Here is a 15,311-nt window from a genome sequence, read left to right as displayed (position 1 = left end):
GAGATGTGGCCAGGGTGGCGCTGTTGGCGAGCGGCAACTCGGCCAGGCCCTTGCCGTAGATCTCGACGAACTTGCCGACCACACCGTGCTGGCGGAGCATGTCGGTGACGGTCAGCACCACGTCGGTGGCGGTCACACCGGGCTTGATCTCACCGGTCAGCTTGAAGCCGACGACGCGGGGGATCAGCATCGAGACGGGCTGGCCGAGCATCGCGGCCTCGGCCTCGATCCCGCCGACGCCCCAGCCCAGCACGCCAAGGCCGTTGACCATCGTGGTGTGGCTGTCGGTGCCCACGCAGGTGTCGGGGTAGGCCTTGCCGTCGCGCACCATCACCGTGCGGGCGAGGTATTCGATGTTGACCTGATGCACGATGCCGGTGCCCGGCGGGACGACTTTGAAGTCGTCGAAAGCGCCCTGGCCCCAACGCAGGAACTGATAGCGCTCACCGTTGCGCTCGTATTCGAGCTCGACGTTGCGCTCGAACGCGCCCGCGTTGCCGAACACGTCGAGGATCACCGAGTGGTCGATGACCAACTCGGCGGGGGAGAGTGGGTTGACCTTGTCGGGGTCGCCGCCCAGGGCCGCGACCGCCTCGCGCATGGTGGCGAGGTCGACGATGCAGGGCACTCCGGTGAAGTCCTGCATGATCACGCGGGCCGGCGTGAACTGGATCTCGATGCTCGGATCGGCCGAGGCGTCCCAATTGGCGATCGCTTCGATGTGGTCCTTGGTGATGTTGGCGCCGTCCTCGGTGCGAAGCAGGTTCTCGGCCAGCACCTTGAGGCTGTAGGGAAGCCTCTCGGTGCCCGGCACCGCGTTCAGGCGGTAGATCTCGTAGCTCTGGTCCCCGACGGTCAGGGTGTCACGGGCACCAAATGAGTTAAGGGACGAACTTGTCGTATTTTCGCTGCTCACATCAACTCCCGGCTCGATCTCGCCGCGACGGGCTGTGTCAGCGGCGTTCCGACGTTAACAGTACGCTTGTCCTGCAAGCGGCTCGCGGCCGGGGCCCAGTCTTCCCCTCGAGGCCGCGGGCTGCCACTCGGTTGGCCGAATTCGCGGCCCTCGCGTCACGGGCGGGTGACGCCAGGTGCTCGGGACGGTGACGATGCCGGACTCGGGCCGGTGTCGATTCACCGCCGGCGGTCGCCACGGCGTACCGTGCCCCTGTGACCGGACCGCACGTCATCCCCGTCCTCCCGGCCTTCATACCGGTCGAGGTGTGTGACACCGTCGGCATCGATCCGGGTCCGTTCGACGATGTGGCGCAGTGCATGGTGGCGGTGCAGGCCGATGTGCGCGACGACGGCGTGAGTGCACCCGCCGCCGACGTCCAGGGGTTGCGCCAGGTGGTCAACGATGCGCGCCAGGAGGGTATCGATCTCAAGATCGTGGTGTTGCCGCGCAACCCGGCGATCGACACACCGCTCCGCGATATCGCTTCGGAGGTGGGACAGGCCAATCCCGGTTCGACGGTGTTGGCGCTGAGTCCGTCATTCGCGGGCACCTATAGCCCGTCGGTCGACAGGGTGACGTTGGAGGCCGGTCAGGATGTCGCCAAAACGGGTGATGCGGTGTCATCGGCGAAGAATTTCGTCGGCCAGTTGACCACTCCCGACTTTCCCTGGACGGCGTTGACGGTCGTGCTGGTGCTCGGCGTGGCCGCGGCCTCCGTGCTGACCCGGTTCTTGCAGGTACGTGGCAAACAATCGGCCGCATCGGAGGCATCGACAGGAGCCTCGGCGGGGGCGTCCGCGGCCACCGAATAACCGCACATAATCCCTCGAACATTCGTTCGGAAATTCGCCGAATATCACTGATCGGTAACACTATTCGCAATTACATATTTGTAATTTGTGACTAAAGTTTCATTAGCTTCTGCTGTGACGTACGGTGCAGACGGTACCTATTGTTGTAGTTGTGCTTCATGTGACTTCTGCGGCAAAGGCGCTGGGCAAATCTGCCGGTGGGCCGTCGTTGAGGAGACTTGAGTCGAATGAAACGCACCGTTCGCGCCCTGCGGACGCGCGGGTCAGATCGAGCTTCGCGGACGCGAGGAGCGGATCGGGCCGCCGCGGTCCGGCGGTACAGCCGCATCATCGCCGTGCCGGTGACATTCGGGTTGCTGTTGGCCACCGCGATGTCGGGCGGCGGACCCGCGGTCGCCGACCCCGGCGGTCCGGAGAGCGTCTCGACACTCGTCGCCGCGGTGGCCAACGCCGACCAGAAGCTGCAGAACCTCGGTGCCGAGATCCAGGCCCAGCAGGAACGCGTCAACAAGGCGATCGTCGACGTGCAGGGTGCGCGCGACGCCGCGGCCGCCGCTCAGCAGGAGGTGGACGCGAGCCAGCAGGGCATCACCGACGCCAACGCCGCGATCGACGCCGCGCAGCAGCGTTTCGACACGTTCGCCGCGGCCACCTACATCAGCGGGCCGTCCGATTCCTACCTGACCGCCTCTGATCCCGGCGATATCGTCAACACCGTCGCCACCGGCCAAACCCTGACCGCCAGCGCCGATCAGGCGATGGCCAAGCTGCAGCGTTCTCGCACCGAGCAGGTCAACCGCGAGTCGACCGCCCGGCTGGCCAAGCAGAAGGCCGACCAGGCCGCCGCCGATGCCCAGGCCAGCCAGGACAGCGCGGTGTCCGCGCTCAAGGGGGCGCAGGAGACGTTCAGCACCCAGCAGGGCGAACTGCAGCGGCTGACCGCCGAACGCTCGGCCGCGCAGGCCCAGCTCGCCCAGGTGCGCAAGGCTTCGATGTCGGCGCCCGCGCCCCCCGCCGGGCAGCCGGCGCCGCAGCAGGCGCAGTCAGACAATTGGGACCACGCGCCCGGCGCACCGGCCCGGTCGGGCCAGAACTGGGACCTCGCATGGGATCCCACGTTGCCGCAGATTCCCAGCGCATTCGTCAGCGGTGACCCGGTCGCGATCATCAACACCATTCTCGGGATCTCGTCGACCTCGGCGCAGGTCACCCAGAACATGGGCCGCACGTTCCTGCAGAAGCTCGGCATCCTGCCCACCCCGACCGGCTACACCAACGGAGCCATTCCGCGGGTGTACGGGCGCCAGGCGATGGAGTACGTGATCCGCCGCGGCATGTCGCAGATGGGCGTGCCGTACTCGTGGGGTGGTGGCAACGCGGCCGGGCCCAGCCGCGGAATCGACTCGGGCGCGGGCACCGTCGGCTTCGACTGCTCGGGGCTGATGCTCTACATGTTCGCCGGTGTCGGTATCAAGCTCGACCACTATTCGGGGTCGCAGTACAACGCCGGGCGGAAAGTCCCGTCCTCGCAGATGCGCCGCGGCGACATGATCTTCTACGGCCCCAACGCCAGCCAGCACGTCGCGATGTTCCTGGGCGACGGGCAGATGCTCGAGGCTCCCTACACCGGGTCGACCGTCAAGATCTCGCCCGTCCGCACCAGCGGCATGACCCCTTATGTCACCCGGCTTATCGAATACTGATGGGAATACCTTGCGCTCCTTCGTCTTACGTTGCCTGACCGTCATCGCGGCGCTCGCCGTCGCGATAATCGGGCTGGTCGCACCCGCCGGTGCCGCGCCCGACGACGGACAGTGGGATCCGACGCTGCCGAAGCTGATCAGCTCCGGCGCACCGGGCGACCCGCTGGCGGTCGCCAATGCGTCGCTGGCCGCGACCGCGCAGGCGACCGAGGTCACCATGGGGTTGGGACGCAAGTTCCTGGCCAGCCTCGGGCTGGTCAACGATGCGCCTACCGGGGTGGCGGCGGGCAACGTCCGCGGCCCGCAGGCCATCGAGTACGCGATCCGGCGGGGCGGGTCACAGATGGGTGTGCCGTACTCGTGGGGTGGCGGAAAGCCCAGCGGTCCGTCCACCGGCATCGACTCGGGCGCGAACACCGTCGGCTTCGACTGCTCGGGCCTGACCCAGTACGCCTACGCCGGCGTCGGCGTACTGATCCCCAAGTACTCGGGCGATCAGTACAACACCGGGCGCAAGGTTCCGGTGGCCCAGGCCAAGCGGGGCGACCTGCTGTTCTGGGGGCCGGGAGGCAGCCAGCACGTGGCCATGTACCTGGGCGGCGGCAAGATGCTCGAGGCGTCCGGAAGTGCCGACAAGGTGACGGTGAGCCCGGTGCGTACCTCAGGTCTTCAGCCCTATGCGGCGCGCATCGTCGAATCCTGAGGGGAAGCTGAGCACATGCGGCCAGCGTCGACGGATGTCGAAGTGCCTGGAATAGTTGACTTCGGGTGACTGATCGCCCGGCTTGGACAATCGCTGGACCAGCGTTGCAGATGAATACCGTGGGAGGAAGTTGATGACGTCACCGAGTGGACCGCCGCAGGGCGCCGGAGGATATCCCGGCTCGAGCCCCGCACCAGGCTTTCCGCCCGGCCCGCCCGGCTCCCATGCCGCCCCGGCCGCCCCGCAGCCAGCCACCAACGGTGGTCTGCAGGCCGAGGTGCATACCCTGGAACGGGCGATCTTCGAGGTCAAGCGGATCATCGTCGGCCAGGATCAGCTGGTCGAGCGGATGCTCGTCGGCCTGCTGGCCAAGGGGCACGTCCTGCTCGAGGGTGTTCCCGGGGTCGCCAAGACCCTGGCGGTGGAGACCTTCGCCAAGGTGGTCGGCGGTACGTTCGCGCGTATCCAGTTCACCCCGGACCTGGTGCCCACCGACATCGTCGGTACCCGCATCTACCGGCAGGGCAAGGAAGACTTCGACATCGAACTCGGCCCCGTGGTGGTGAACTTCCTGCTGGCCGACGAGATCAACCGCGCGCCCGCCAAGGTGCAGTCGGCGCTGCTGGAGATCATGGCCGAGCGCAAGATCTCGATCGGCGGCCAGACGTTCGCCCTGCCGAGCCCGTTCCTGGTGATGGCCACCCAGAACCCGATCGAGCAGGAGGGTGTCTACCAGCTCCCCGAAGCCCAGCGCGACCGCTTCCTGTTCAAGCTCAACGTCGGCTACCCGACGCCCGAGGAGGAGCGCGAGATCATCTACCGGATGGGCGTCAAGCCGCCGGAGCCCAAGCAGATCCTCGACACCAGCGATCTGCTGCGGCTGCAGGAACTCGCGGCCAACACCTTCGTGCACCATGCGCTGGTCGACTACGTGGTGCGGGTGGTCACCGCGACCCGCGAGCCGGACAAGTTCGGCATGCCCGACGCCAAGGCGTGGATCGCCTACGGCGCGTCGCCGCGTGCGTCGCTCGGCATCATCTCGGCGGCCAGGGCGCTGGCGTTGGTGCGGGGGCGTGACTACGTCATCCCGCAGGACGTGGTCGAGGTGATTCCCGACGTCCTGCGGCATCGCCTGGTGCTGACCTACGATGCGCTGGCCGATGAGGTGTCCTCGGAGACGGTGGTCAACCGGATCTTGCAGACCGTGGCGCTGCCGCAGGTGAATGCCCTTCCGCAACAAGGTCATTCGGTTCCGGCCGCCACTCCCGCCGCAGCCGCCGCGGCCGGTGGTCGGTGACCAGTTCACGACGCGCGGTCGACCTTCCGTCACTGAAGCGCGGGGAGATCCGCGATCCGGCGCTCTCGGCGGCGCTGCGCAAGCTCGAGCTCACCGTGCGCCGCAAGCTCGACGGTGTGCTGCACGGCGACCACCTCGGGCTGCTGCCGGGGCCCGGTTCGGAACCGGGGGAGTCGCGGCTCTACCAGCCCGGCGACGATGTGCGCCGGATGGACTGGTCGGTGACGGCCCGCACGACGCATCCGCACGTGCGGCAGATGATCGCCGACCGGGAGCTGGAGACCTGGCTGGTGATCGACATGTCGGCCAGCCTGGACTTCGGCACGGTCGGCTGCGAGAAGCGTGACCTGGCCGTGGCGGCCGCCGCCGCGATCACCTTCCTCAACAGCGGAGGTGGCAACCGGATCGGCGCCGTCATCGCCAACGGCGACACGGTCCGGCGGGTGCCCGCACTGTCGGGCCGCATGCACGAGCGGGAGCTGCTGCGCACCATCGCCACCATGCCCAAGGCGCCGACCGGGACCCGCGGCGACCTTGGTGCGGCCATCGACGCGCTGCGCCGGCCCGAGCGCAGGCGCGGGATGGCGGTGATCATCAGCGATTTCCTCGGGCCGATCAACTGGATGCGCCCCCTGCGGGCCATCGCCGGTCGCCACGAGGTGCTCGGCATCGAGATCCTCGACCCGCGCGACGTCGAACTGCCCGAGGTCGGCGATGTCATCCTGCAGGACACCGAGACCGGGGTGACCCGTGACTTCACCATCGACCCGCAACTGCGCAGTGACTTCGAACGGGCCGCGGCGACGCATCGGGAAGAGGTGGCCCGCACCCTGCGGCGCTGCGACGCCCCGCTGCTGAGCCTGCGTACCGACCGGGACTGGATCGCCGACGTGGTGCGGTTCGTGGCGAGCCGTCGGCGCGGCGCACTGGCGCGCCGATGAACGCTTAGTAGGACGGCATCCGACAGCCAACTGAAATGATAAGTAGCACATGACTTTACCGATACTCGGTCCGATGAGCCTTTCAGGCTTCGCGCACGCCTGGTGGTTCCTGTTCCTGCTCGTGGTGGCCGGCCTGGTCGCGCTCTACGTCCTGGTGCAGCGCGCACGTCAGCAACGGATCCTGCGGTTCGCCAACATGGAACTGCTGGAGAGCGTGGCGCCCAAGCAGCCGACGCGCTGGCGCCATCTGCCGGCGATCCTGATGGTGATCTCGCTGCTGCTGTTCACGGTCGCGATGGCCGGGCCGACCCACGATGTCCGGATACCCCGCAATCGCGCGGTGGTGATGCTGGTGGTCGATGTATCGCAGTCGATGCGGGCCACCGACGTCGCGCCGAGCCGCCTGGTCGCCGCGCAGGAGGCGGCCAAACAGTTCGCCGACCAGTTGACGCCGGGCATCAACCTCGGGCTGATCGCCTACGCCGGTACCGCGACCGTGCTGGTGCAGCCGACGACGAATCGTGACGCCACCAAGAGCGGCCTGGACAAGCTGCAACTGGCCGACCGCACCGCCACCGGCGAGGGCATCTTCACCGCACTGCAGGCGATCGCCACCGTCGGCGCGGTGATCGGCGGCGGCGACGAGGCACCTCCGGCCCGCATCGTGCTGATGTCGGACGGTAAGGAGACGGTGCCGTCCAATCCGGACAACCCCAAGGGCGCCTTCACCGCGGCCCGCACCGCGCACGACCAGGGCGTGCCGATCTCCACGGTGTCCTTCGGCACGCCGTACGGCTTCGTCGAGATCAACGATCAGCGCCAGCCGGTGCCGGTCGACGACGACATGCTCAAGAAGATCGCCCAGCTGTCGGGCGGCGACGCGTTCACGGCGTCGAGCCTGGAACAGCTGAAGGCGGTGTTCTCCTCGCTGCAGCAGCAGATCGGCTACGAGACCATCAAGGGCGATGCCAGCCTGGGCTGGCTGCGGCTCGGTGCGCTGGTGCTCGCGGTGGCCGGGGTCGCCGCGCTGATGATCAACCGCCGGTTGCCGGGCTGAGTGGCGTCGAGATCGACACCACGGTCGTGGATTCGCGCCGACAACAGCCCTGGTGTCGATTTCGGCGAACGACTGGCGAGACGATAGGTTGGCGGGCATGAGTGACAGCGCTGCCGGCTTTGTGTCCCGATCCGTGCTGGTGACGGGAGGCAACCGGGGTATCGGCCTGGCCATCGCCCAGCGCCTGGCCGCCGACGGCCACAAGGTCGCCGTGACGCACCGCGGCTCGGGAGCCCCCGACGGGCTGTTCGGCGTCGAGTGCGACGTCACCGACAACGCGGCCGTCGACCGGGCGTTCACCGAGGTCGAGGAGCACCAGGGCGCGGTCGAGGTGCTGGTGTCCAACGCCGGCATCTCCCAGGATGCGTTTCTCATGCGGATGACCGAGGAGCGGTTCGAGAACGTCATCAACGCCAACCTCACCGGGGCGTTCCGGGTGGCCCAGCGGGCGTCGCGCAGCATGCAGCGCAAGCGCTTCGGCCGGATCATCTTCATCGGATCGGTCTCGGGCATGTGGGGCATCGGCAACCAGGCCAACTACGCGGCCGCCAAGGCCGGCCTGATCGGTATGGCGCGATCGATCTCCAGGGAGCTGTCCAAGGCCGGGGTGACCGCGAACGTGGTGGCCCCCGGTTACATCGACACCGAGATGACCCGCGCGCTCGACGAGCGGATCCAGGCGGGCGCGCTGGAGTTCATCCCGGCCAAGCGGGTCGGCACCGCCGAGGAGGTGGCCGGTGCGGTCAGCTTCCTGGCATCAGAGGATGCCAGCTACATCGCCGGTGCGGTGATCCCGGTCGACGGCGGCATGGGCATGGGCCACTAAGAAGACATCGGCTAGAGGAGACAACACACATGGCAGGGTTTCTCGAGGGCAAGCGCATCCTCGTCACGGGCATCATCACCGATTCCTCCATCGCGTTCCACATTGCCAAGGTGGCGCAGGAGGCGGGCGCGGAACTGGTGCTGACCGGCTTCGACCGGATGAAGCTGATCCAGCGCATCGCCGACCGGTTGCCGAACCCGGCACCGCTGCTGGAGCTGGACGTCCAGAACGAGGAGCACCTCGCGACCCTGGCCGAGCGGATCGGCGCGGCGATCGGCGAGGGCAACAGGATCGACGGCGTGGTGCACTCGATCGGCTTCATGCCGCAGACCGGCATGGGCGTCAACCCGTTCTTCGATGCGCCCTACGAGGATGTCGCCAAAGGCATTCACATCTCGGCGTTCTCGTACGCTTCGCTGGCCAAGGCCGTGCTGCCGATCATGAGTCCGGGCGGCGGCATCGTCGGCATGGACTTCGACCCGACCAGGGCGATGCCGGCCTACAACTGGATGACGGTGGCCAAGAGCGCGCTGGAATCGGTCAACCGGTTCGTCGCCCGAGAGGCCGGCAAGGTCGGGGTGCGATCGAATCTGGTTGCGGCCGGGCCTATCCGGACGCTGGCGATGAGCGCGATCGTCGGCGGTGCGCTCGGCGACGAGGCCGGTGCCCAGATGCAGCTGCTCGAGGAGGGCTGGGATCAGCGGGCCCCGCTCGGCTGGAATATGAAGGATCCGACGCCGGTCGCCAAGACGGTGTGCGCCCTGCTGTCGGACTGGCTGCCCGCCACCACCGGCACCATCATCTACGCCGACGGCGGCGCCAGCACCCAGCTGCTGTAGGCACTTACGCTGAAGATTGCAGTCACATGGTGACTGCAATCTTCAACTTGGTGTTCGGGAGTACCGAACACACCTGAGGAGGGCTGCCTGGCATGGGTTTTGACGCGCTGCTCCTGCTGTCCTTCGGTGGGCCGGAAGCCCCCGACCAGGTGATGCCGTTCCTGGAGAACGTCACCCGAGGACGGGGTATCCCGAGGGAACGGCTGGAGGGCGTCGCCGAGCATTACCTTCATTTCGGCGGCGTATCGCCGATCAACGGTATCAACCGTGCGCTGATCGAGCAGATCAGAGCCCAGTTGCCCGGTATGCCCGTGTATTTCGGCAATCGCAACTGGGACCCGTTCGTCGAGGACACCGTTGCGGTCATGCGGGACGACGGGATCGGCCGGGCGGCCGTGTTCACCACATCGGCCTGGGGCGGGTATTCCAGCTGCAGGCAGTACGTCGAGGACATCGCCAGGGCCAGGGCGGCCGTCGGTGCCGGCGCGCCGGAGCTGGTCAAGCTGCGCCAGTACTTCGATCATCCGCTGCTGGTGGAGATGTTCGCCGACGCGATCGGGGCGGCCGCGGGGTCGCTGCCCGCCGAACTTCGCGACGACGCGCGGCTGGTGTTCACCGCGCATTCGGTGCCGATCGCCGCCGACGAGCGGCACGGGCCCCGGCTCTACAGCCGCCAGGTCGGGTACGCGGCCCGCCTGGTCGCGGCGGCCGCGGGCTACCGGGAGTTCGACCAGGTGTGGCAGTCGCGCTCGGGGCCACCGTCGGTCCCGTGGCTCGAACCCGATGTCGCCGATCACCTGGACCTGCTGGGGGAGCGGGGAACCCGTGCGGTCATCGTGTGCCCGATCGGTTTCGTGGCCGACCATATCGAGGTGGTCTGGGATCTGGACTGCGAATTACGGGAGCAGGCTGAACGATTGGGCATCGCGTTCGCCCGGGCGTCCACCCCGAACGCCGATCCGCGATTCGCCCGGTTGGCGGCCGGGCTGATCGACGAGGTGTGCAGCGGTGCCGCGCCCCGGCGCTGCGCCGGTCCGGATCCGGTGCCCGGGTACGGGTCCAGTGTGAACGGTGTGCCGTGCGCACCGGAGTGCTGCGGCCCGCCGGACTAATCCCGCCAGGCCGACCGCAGGATCGCGTCCAACGCGGCCAGGCGCGCCGAGCGGACCACCTGGGCCAGCGGCCGCAGGGCATCCCCGGCGATCTGGACCTCCGATGAGGACTGCAACCCGATCGGCATCAACCCGGAGCTCACCGCGATGATCGCGTCGACGTGCGCCGCGTTCTCCAGCACCCGCACGGCCCGCGTCGGCGCGTGGTCGGGGATGTGGTGCAGCCGGTTGGCCTCGAGGATCTGCTCGACCATGCCGCGCGGATCGTCGACATCGGCGCCGACCTCGGCGCGCAGCGAGCCCAGCGTGTCGGCGGCCGCCCGGACCGCGGCCCGCAGGTCGTACTCGGCCTCGCCCAGTTCGTAGTGCTGCGGTACCGGCAACGTGGGCAGCGAATACGCCGTCCAGGACAGGGCCCTGGGTTCGGGTTCGAAGGTGGAAGGCGTTTCCACATCGTCGAGTTCGAAGTATTCGAACTCGGGTACCAGGCCGACGCCGTCGAGTTGGTCGTGGGTCAGGATGACCGCTTCGCCCACCGTCAACGCGTCGCGCTGGAACTGGGTGCCCGCGGGCAGGCCGCGGACGTCACCGGAGACCGGCTGGACGACGGTGATCGACGGCCCCAGGGCGGCGCGCCCGACCGCGGTCCGCAGGGTCTGCAGCAGCGACACCGAACCGGAGTCCTCCAACTCGGGCCAGGGCAACCCGGTCCGGGTGGCGGCCACCGAATCGTAGGCGGTCACAGAATGCATTGGCGCCCATTGCGATAGCGCATCGAGAACATCGTCAGGCGCGGCGGCTCCGGCGAGCCAGGCGTTGGCCCACATCGACAGGGTTGCACTTGGACACCACATGATGCCAGCAGTGTAATTGTCGGCCGCCGATCAGGCCGGATTCGCTAGGGTGGGCGTATGCCCGTCCCGCTGATCTGGCTCATCCTGGCCATCGGGTTGGCCGGGGCCGAGGCCCTGACCGGGGACATGTTTCTGCTGATGCTGGCAGGGGGAGCGCTGGCGGCGACCGGGACCAGCTGGTTGCTGGATTGGCCGATCTGGGCCGACGGCGCGGTGTTCCTTGCGGTTTCGGTGTTGATGCTGGTGCTGGTCCGCCCGGCCCTGCGGCGCCGCTTCGAGGCGGGCGAGGGCCTGCCGGAGCCGGTGAAGGCGTTGGAGGGCAAACCCGCGCTGGTGCTCGATCGGGTCGCCGAGCATGAGGGGCAGGTCAAGTTGGACGGCGAAGTGTGGACGGCCCGGCCGTTGAACGACGACGAAGTGTACGAGGCCGGTGAGCACGTCACCGTGGTGCGGATCGACGGTGCCACCGCAGTCGTGTTCAGGGCATAGAACCTCGAGGAGGGAACCCCATGGAAGGTGCCGTAACCGGCCTGGTCCTACTGGTCGTGCTGGTGCTGTTCGCGGTCGTCGTGGTCGCCAAATCGGTCGCGCTGATCCCGCAGGCCGAGGCTGCGGTGATCGAGCGGCTCGGCCGCTACAGCCGCACCGTCAGCGGCCAGCTGACGCTGCTGGTGCCGTTCATCGACCGGATCCGGGCCCGGGTCGACCTGCGCGAGCGGGTGGTGTCGTTCCCGCCGCAGGGGGTGATCACCGAGGACAACCTGACGCTGGCCATCGACACCGTCGTGTACTTCCGGGTGACCAATCCGCAGGCCGCGGTGTACGAGATCAGCAACTACATCGTCGGTGTGGAGCAGTTGACCACCACCACGCTGCGCAACGTGGTCGGCGGTATGACCCTGGAACAGACCCTGACCTCCCGCGACTTGATCAACCAGCAGCTGCGCGGGGTCCTCGACGAGGCCACCGGGCGCTGGGGACTGCGGGTGGCGCGGGTCGAATTGCGCAGCATCGATCCGCCACCGTCGATCCAGGAGTCGATGGAGAAGCAGATGAAGGCAGATCGGGACAAGCGGGCGATGATCCTGACCGCCGAGGGTGTCCGCGAGTCCTCGATCAAACAGGCCGAAGGTCAGAAGCAGTCCCAGATCCTGGCGGCCGAGGGCGCCAAGCAGGCCGCGATCCTGGCGGCCGAGGCCGACCGGCAGTCCCGGATGCTGCGGGCTCAGGGTGAACGGGCCGCCCAGTACCTGCAGGCGCAGGGCCAGGCCAAGGCCATCGAGAAGACCTTCGCGGCGATCAAGGCCGGCAGGCCCACGCCCGAGATGCTGGCCTATCAGTATCTGCAGACGCTGCCGCAGATGGCCAAGGGCGAGGCCAACAAGGTGTGGCTGGTGCCGTCGGATTTCGGCTCGGCGTTGCAGGGGTTCACCAAGATGCTGGGCGCACCCGGCGAGGACGGGGTGTTCCGCTACACCCCGCCACCGGTGGACGAGGACCTGCCCAAACCCGAGGACGACAGCGACGAGGTCGCCGAGTGGTTCTCCACCGAAACCGATCCGAAGATCGCCCAGGCCGTCGCCAAGGCCGAGGCCGAGGCCAGGACGACGACACCGCTGCTGGGCTCGGCGCCGAAGCCGTCACCGCAGCCCCCACTGGAGGGCGACGCCCCGCCGCAGGAACTGCCCGGTGGTGCGCACCGCGCGTGACAGGTGTTTCGGGCGCGGCCCCGGTTGGCTAGCGTGGAGGCATGTCTCTCCCCAAGACCTACGCCGCGCTGGCCGCGCTCCAGGCGGGCGACGCCGTGGCGTGCGCGCTGAACGCGCCGCCGGTCGTGCAGGCGTTCGACGACGTCGGCGTGCCACCGCGGATCCGATGGATCTTCCCGGTGATCAAGGGGGCGTCGGCGGTGGGACTGCTGGCGGCCGGGCGCTATCCGGCCTTGGGGCGGCTGACGACCGCGCTGCTGACCGTGTACTTCGTGCTGGCGGTCGGCGCGCACGTCCGCGTGCACGACAAACCCGTGAACATGATTCCGGCGGCGGGGTTTCTGGCGACGTTCGCGGTCCTGACGGCCAAGGGGACCCGACCGGCCGATCGCCGGCTCAGCCGGTAACGGCCGGCTCAGCCGGTAACGGCCGGCTCGGCGGGAGAATCGGGCGAGGCCGGCCGGGCATCGCGTTGTTCGCGCCGGTGGCTGCGGACCTCGTACACCAGCCCGGCCACGCCAAGCGCCGCGGTACACAGCGACACCGCGAACAGCAACGGGCTGATATTGCCGGTCAGCGCGTCGCCCAGAACGACGACGGCGGCCGTCCCCGGCAGCAGGCCGATCACCGTGGCGATGCTGTAGGGCACCGGCCGCACCGACGAGGCGCCCGCGGCGTAGTTCAGCACCGAGAACGGCACCGCCGGGATCAGCCGCATCGAGATGACCACCGGCCAGCCGCGCTGGCGCAGCCGGGCATCCAGCGAATCGAGCCGGGGATGGCGTAACAGCCGGCTGAGCTGCCAACCGGCGGCGCGGATCAACAGCAGAGCGATGACCGCACTGACCGAGCTGGCCACCACGGCGATCGCCACGCCGAGGGCCGGACCGAACAGCAGACCCGCCGCCAGGGTGAAGGCGGTACGGGGAAACGGGAAGACGGTCGCCACGATGTGGGCGCCGAGGAAGGCCAGCGGGAACCACGGCCCTACCGACGTGGCCCAATCCCGCAGCTGCATGGCACTCGGCAGCGGAACCAGCGCGGCGACTGCGACGAGGATCACAATGCCAACAAGGATCGTGAGGATGCGACGGGTGGACAGTTGCGCGGCCGTCGTCATCACCGCACCGCGCACGGTACGCAGGGTGCTGACGACGGGTTTCACGCTTACCAAGAGTACGGGCCGGAACCGTTCGCGCACCCCCGCGAGGTGCTGTGAGGCCGGTGCCCGGCGGGCGACCGGGTGTTGGGGATCATTTAGCCTGAGGAGCGAGTGGGTAGGTCACACGCTGCGATAACAGGAGATGCGGGTGTCGGTACAGGAGTCCAGTTCGGTCGAGGCCGGCCGCGAGCAGTGGCGGACCGCGGTCGCCGGGGTGCTGACCAAGGGCGGTAGGCGCGATCCCGCGGATCTGCCCGCCGAACCCGAGCGGCTGCTGGATACGGCCACCTACGAGGGTTTCCCGGTCCGGCCGCTCTACACCGCCCTCGATGCCCGGCCCGACCCGGCGCTGCCGGGCCGGTGGCCCTATATCCGCGGTGGCGACGCGGCGCGGGACGTCAAATCGGGCTGGAAGGTCGTCGAAGCCTTTCCGATCGTCCCTGGTTCCGGCGTCGAGACGGTCAACGGTGCGATGCTGGTCGCGCTGACCGAGGGCGCCAGCGCACTGGCCGTGCGGGTCGGCGGGTCCGGGGTGGCGGCCGCCGACCTGGACCGCGCGTTCGACGGCGTTTTCCTCGACCTGGTTCCGGTTGTCTTCAGCAGCGCCGATCTGGACTACCCGGCCACCGTGGATGCGGTGCTCGCCCTGCTGAGTGGCCTCGACGACGATCAGCGCTCGCGCCTTTCGGTGGACCTGGGCGCCGATCCGTTCACGTCCGGTGCCCCCGCCGCGCAGATCGCCGATGTGGTGGCGGCCGCCGCGAAGTTGACCGGGTATGCGGGCCGGGTGCGGGCCGTCACGGTGGACGGCCCGACGTTGCACAACGCCGGCGCCAGTGCGGCCTGGGAGCTGGCCGGTGCGGTCGCGGCAGGCGTGGACTACCTGCGGGCACTCGGCGACGCTGGAATCGACGGCGCACAAGCGTTGCAGCAGATCAGTTTCCGGTACGCGGCCGACGACGACCAGTTCATGACGATCGCGAAACTGCGTGCCGCACGTCAACTCTGGGCCCGGGTGGCCGAGGTCGTCGGCGCCCCGGACGCGGGAGCCGCCACCCTGCACGCGGTGACGTCGTTGCCCATGATGACGCAGCGCGACCCGTGGGTGAACATGCTGCGCACCACGCTGGCGGCATTCTCGGCCGGCGTCGGGGGAGCCGACACTATACAGGTGCAGCCGTTCGACGTGGCGATCCCCGGCGGATTGGACGGCACGTCGGTCAGTTTCGCGCGGCGCATCGCCCGTAACACCCAGCTGCTGCTGCTGGAGGAGTCCCACATCGGGCGGGTTCTCGATCCGGCGGGCGGATCGTGGTTCGTCGAGGATCTCACCGCCCA

General features: G+C 68.5%; 16 protein-coding genes. 13 read left to right on the top strand and 3 right to left on the bottom strand.

Annotated elements, in window-relative coordinates:
* The coding region (locus ACWDTP_RS31490; RefSeq protein ID WP_450027137.1) for an aconitase family protein at nt 1-916 on the bottom strand (916 nt) is incomplete at its 3' end.
* A 254-nt stretch (nt 917-1,170) separates the two neighbouring features.
* Here ACWDTP_RS31490 and ACWDTP_RS31485 point away from each other — a divergent pair.
* The 9 genes from ACWDTP_RS31485 (at nt 1,171) to ACWDTP_RS31445 (ending at nt 10,248) form a co-directional block, all read left to right on the top strand.
* The gene (locus ACWDTP_RS31485; RefSeq protein WP_450027136.1) at nt 1,171-1,770 is read left to right on the top strand and encodes an Rv1476 family membrane protein; all 600 of its coding nucleotides are present in this window, start codon (nt 1,171-1,173) and stop codon (nt 1,768-1,770) included.
* Nucleotides 1,771-1,997: 227 nt separating this feature from the next.
* Nucleotides 1,998-3,473, top strand: a complete 1,476-nt coding sequence (ripA, locus tag ACWDTP_RS31480; RefSeq protein WP_450027135.1) for an NlpC/P60 family peptidoglycan endopeptidase RipA — start codon at nt 1,998-2,000, stop codon at nt 3,471-3,473.
* 10 nt (nt 3,474-3,483) lie between these two features.
* Nucleotides 3,484-4,176, top strand: a complete 693-nt coding sequence (gene ripB, locus ACWDTP_RS31475; protein WP_450027134.1) for an NlpC/P60 family peptidoglycan endopeptidase RipB — start codon at nt 3,484-3,486, stop codon at nt 4,174-4,176.
* Nucleotides 4,177-4,309: 133 nt separating this feature from the next.
* On the top strand, nt 4,310-5,473 hold the full coding sequence (gene moxR1, locus ACWDTP_RS31470) for a chaperone MoxR1 (protein WP_450027133.1): 1,164 nt from the start codon (nt 4,310-4,312) through the stop codon (nt 5,471-5,473).
* A complete protein-coding gene (locus ACWDTP_RS31465; RefSeq protein ID WP_450027132.1) occupies nt 5,470-6,414 on the top strand; it encodes a DUF58 domain-containing protein in 945 nt (314 codons plus the stop codon). Before moxR1 ends, ACWDTP_RS31465 begins: the two co-directional genes overlap by 4 nt.
* 49 nt (nt 6,415-6,463) lie before the next feature.
* On the top strand, nt 6,464-7,471 hold the full coding sequence (locus tag ACWDTP_RS31460; RefSeq protein ID WP_450027131.1) for a VWA domain-containing protein: 1,008 nt from the start codon (nt 6,464-6,466) through the stop codon (nt 7,469-7,471).
* Between the two features lie 97 nt (nt 7,472-7,568).
* A complete protein-coding gene (gene fabG1 / locus ACWDTP_RS31455) occupies nt 7,569-8,297 on the top strand; it encodes a 3-oxoacyl-ACP reductase FabG1 (RefSeq protein ID WP_450027130.1) in 729 nt (242 codons plus the stop codon).
* A gap of 29 nt (nt 8,298-8,326) precedes the next feature.
* Nucleotides 8,327-9,136 carry an NADH-dependent enoyl-ACP reductase InhA gene (inhA, locus tag ACWDTP_RS31450; protein ID WP_450027129.1) on the top strand — a complete coding sequence of 270 codons (810 nt, stop codon included), beginning with the start codon at nt 8,327-8,329 and terminating at the stop codon, nt 9,134-9,136.
* A gap of 92 nt (nt 9,137-9,228) precedes the next feature.
* Entirely contained in the window at nt 9,229-10,248 is a 1,020-nt protein-coding gene (locus tag ACWDTP_RS31445) for a ferrochelatase (RefSeq protein WP_450027128.1), read from the top strand.
* On the opposite strand, the gene ACWDTP_RS31440 is transcribed toward ACWDTP_RS31445, so the two are convergent.
* Complete coding sequence (locus tag ACWDTP_RS31440) at nt 10,245-11,102, bottom strand: hypothetical protein (RefSeq protein WP_450027127.1); 858 nt, start codon at nt 11,100-11,102, stop codon at nt 10,245-10,247. The two genes, ACWDTP_RS31445 and ACWDTP_RS31440, sit on opposite strands and share 4 nt — an antisense overlap.
* Before the next feature lie 57 nt (nt 11,103-11,159).
* Between ACWDTP_RS31440 and ACWDTP_RS31435 the strand changes: the two genes are divergently transcribed.
* Genes ACWDTP_RS31435 through ACWDTP_RS31425 form a run of 3 tightly spaced genes read left to right on the top strand, consistent with a single transcriptional unit; the run spans nt 11,160 to nt 13,218 of the window.
* Complete coding sequence (locus tag ACWDTP_RS31435) at nt 11,160-11,591, top strand: NfeD family protein (protein ID WP_450027126.1); 432 nt, start codon at nt 11,160-11,162, stop codon at nt 11,589-11,591.
* Between the two features lie 20 nt (nt 11,592-11,611).
* On the top strand, nt 11,612-12,811 hold the full coding sequence (locus tag ACWDTP_RS31430; protein WP_450027125.1) for an SPFH domain-containing protein: 1,200 nt from the start codon (nt 11,612-11,614) through the stop codon (nt 12,809-12,811).
* Between the two features lie 41 nt (nt 12,812-12,852).
* Complete coding sequence (locus ACWDTP_RS31425) at nt 12,853-13,218, top strand: DoxX family protein (protein WP_450027124.1); 366 nt, start codon at nt 12,853-12,855, stop codon at nt 13,216-13,218.
* A gap of 8 nt (nt 13,219-13,226) precedes the next feature.
* Here the strand turns inward: ACWDTP_RS31425 and ACWDTP_RS31420 are convergent, their stop codons facing one another.
* Nucleotides 13,227-13,976, bottom strand: a complete 750-nt coding sequence (locus ACWDTP_RS31420) for a TVP38/TMEM64 family protein (RefSeq protein ID WP_450027123.1) — start codon at nt 13,974-13,976, stop codon at nt 13,227-13,229.
* 139 nt (nt 13,977-14,115) lie between these two features.
* Here ACWDTP_RS31420 and ACWDTP_RS31415 point away from each other — a divergent pair.
* A partial coding sequence (locus ACWDTP_RS31415) for a methylmalonyl-CoA mutase family protein (RefSeq protein WP_450027122.1) occupies nt 14,116-15,311 on the top strand: 1,196 nt, incomplete at its 3' end.

It is taken from the genome of Mycobacterium sp. NPDC003449 (assembly GCF_053588415.1).
This window is presented reverse-complemented; position numbering and strand designations above follow the sequence as displayed.

Coding starts and splice junctions, on each gene's coding strand:
- ripA (WP_450027135.1), top strand. CDS start 1,998: ATGAAACGCACCGTTCGCGCCCTGCGGACGCGCGGGTCAGATCGAGCT.
- moxR1 (WP_450027133.1), top strand. CDS start 4,310: ATGACGTCACCGAGTGGACCGCCGCAGGGCGCCGGAGGATATCCCGGC.
- ACWDTP_RS31460 (WP_450027131.1), top strand. CDS start 6,464: ATGACTTTACCGATACTCGGTCCGATGAGCCTTTCAGGCTTCGCGCAC.
- fabG1 (WP_450027130.1), top strand. CDS start 7,569: ATGAGTGACAGCGCTGCCGGCTTTGTGTCCCGATCCGTGCTGGTGACG.
- inhA (WP_450027129.1), top strand. CDS start 8,327: ATGGCAGGGTTTCTCGAGGGCAAGCGCATCCTCGTCACGGGCATCATC.
- ACWDTP_RS31445 (WP_450027128.1), top strand. CDS start 9,229: ATGGGTTTTGACGCGCTGCTCCTGCTGTCCTTCGGTGGGCCGGAAGCC.
- ACWDTP_RS31440 (WP_450027127.1), bottom strand. CDS start 11,102: ATGTGGTGTCCAAGTGCAACCCTGTCGATGTGGGCCAACGCCTGGCTC.
- ACWDTP_RS31435 (WP_450027126.1), top strand. CDS start 11,160: ATGCCCGTCCCGCTGATCTGGCTCATCCTGGCCATCGGGTTGGCCGGG.
- ACWDTP_RS31430 (WP_450027125.1), top strand. CDS start 11,612: ATGGAAGGTGCCGTAACCGGCCTGGTCCTACTGGTCGTGCTGGTGCTG.
- ACWDTP_RS31425 (WP_450027124.1), top strand. CDS start 12,853: ATGTCTCTCCCCAAGACCTACGCCGCGCTGGCCGCGCTCCAGGCGGGC.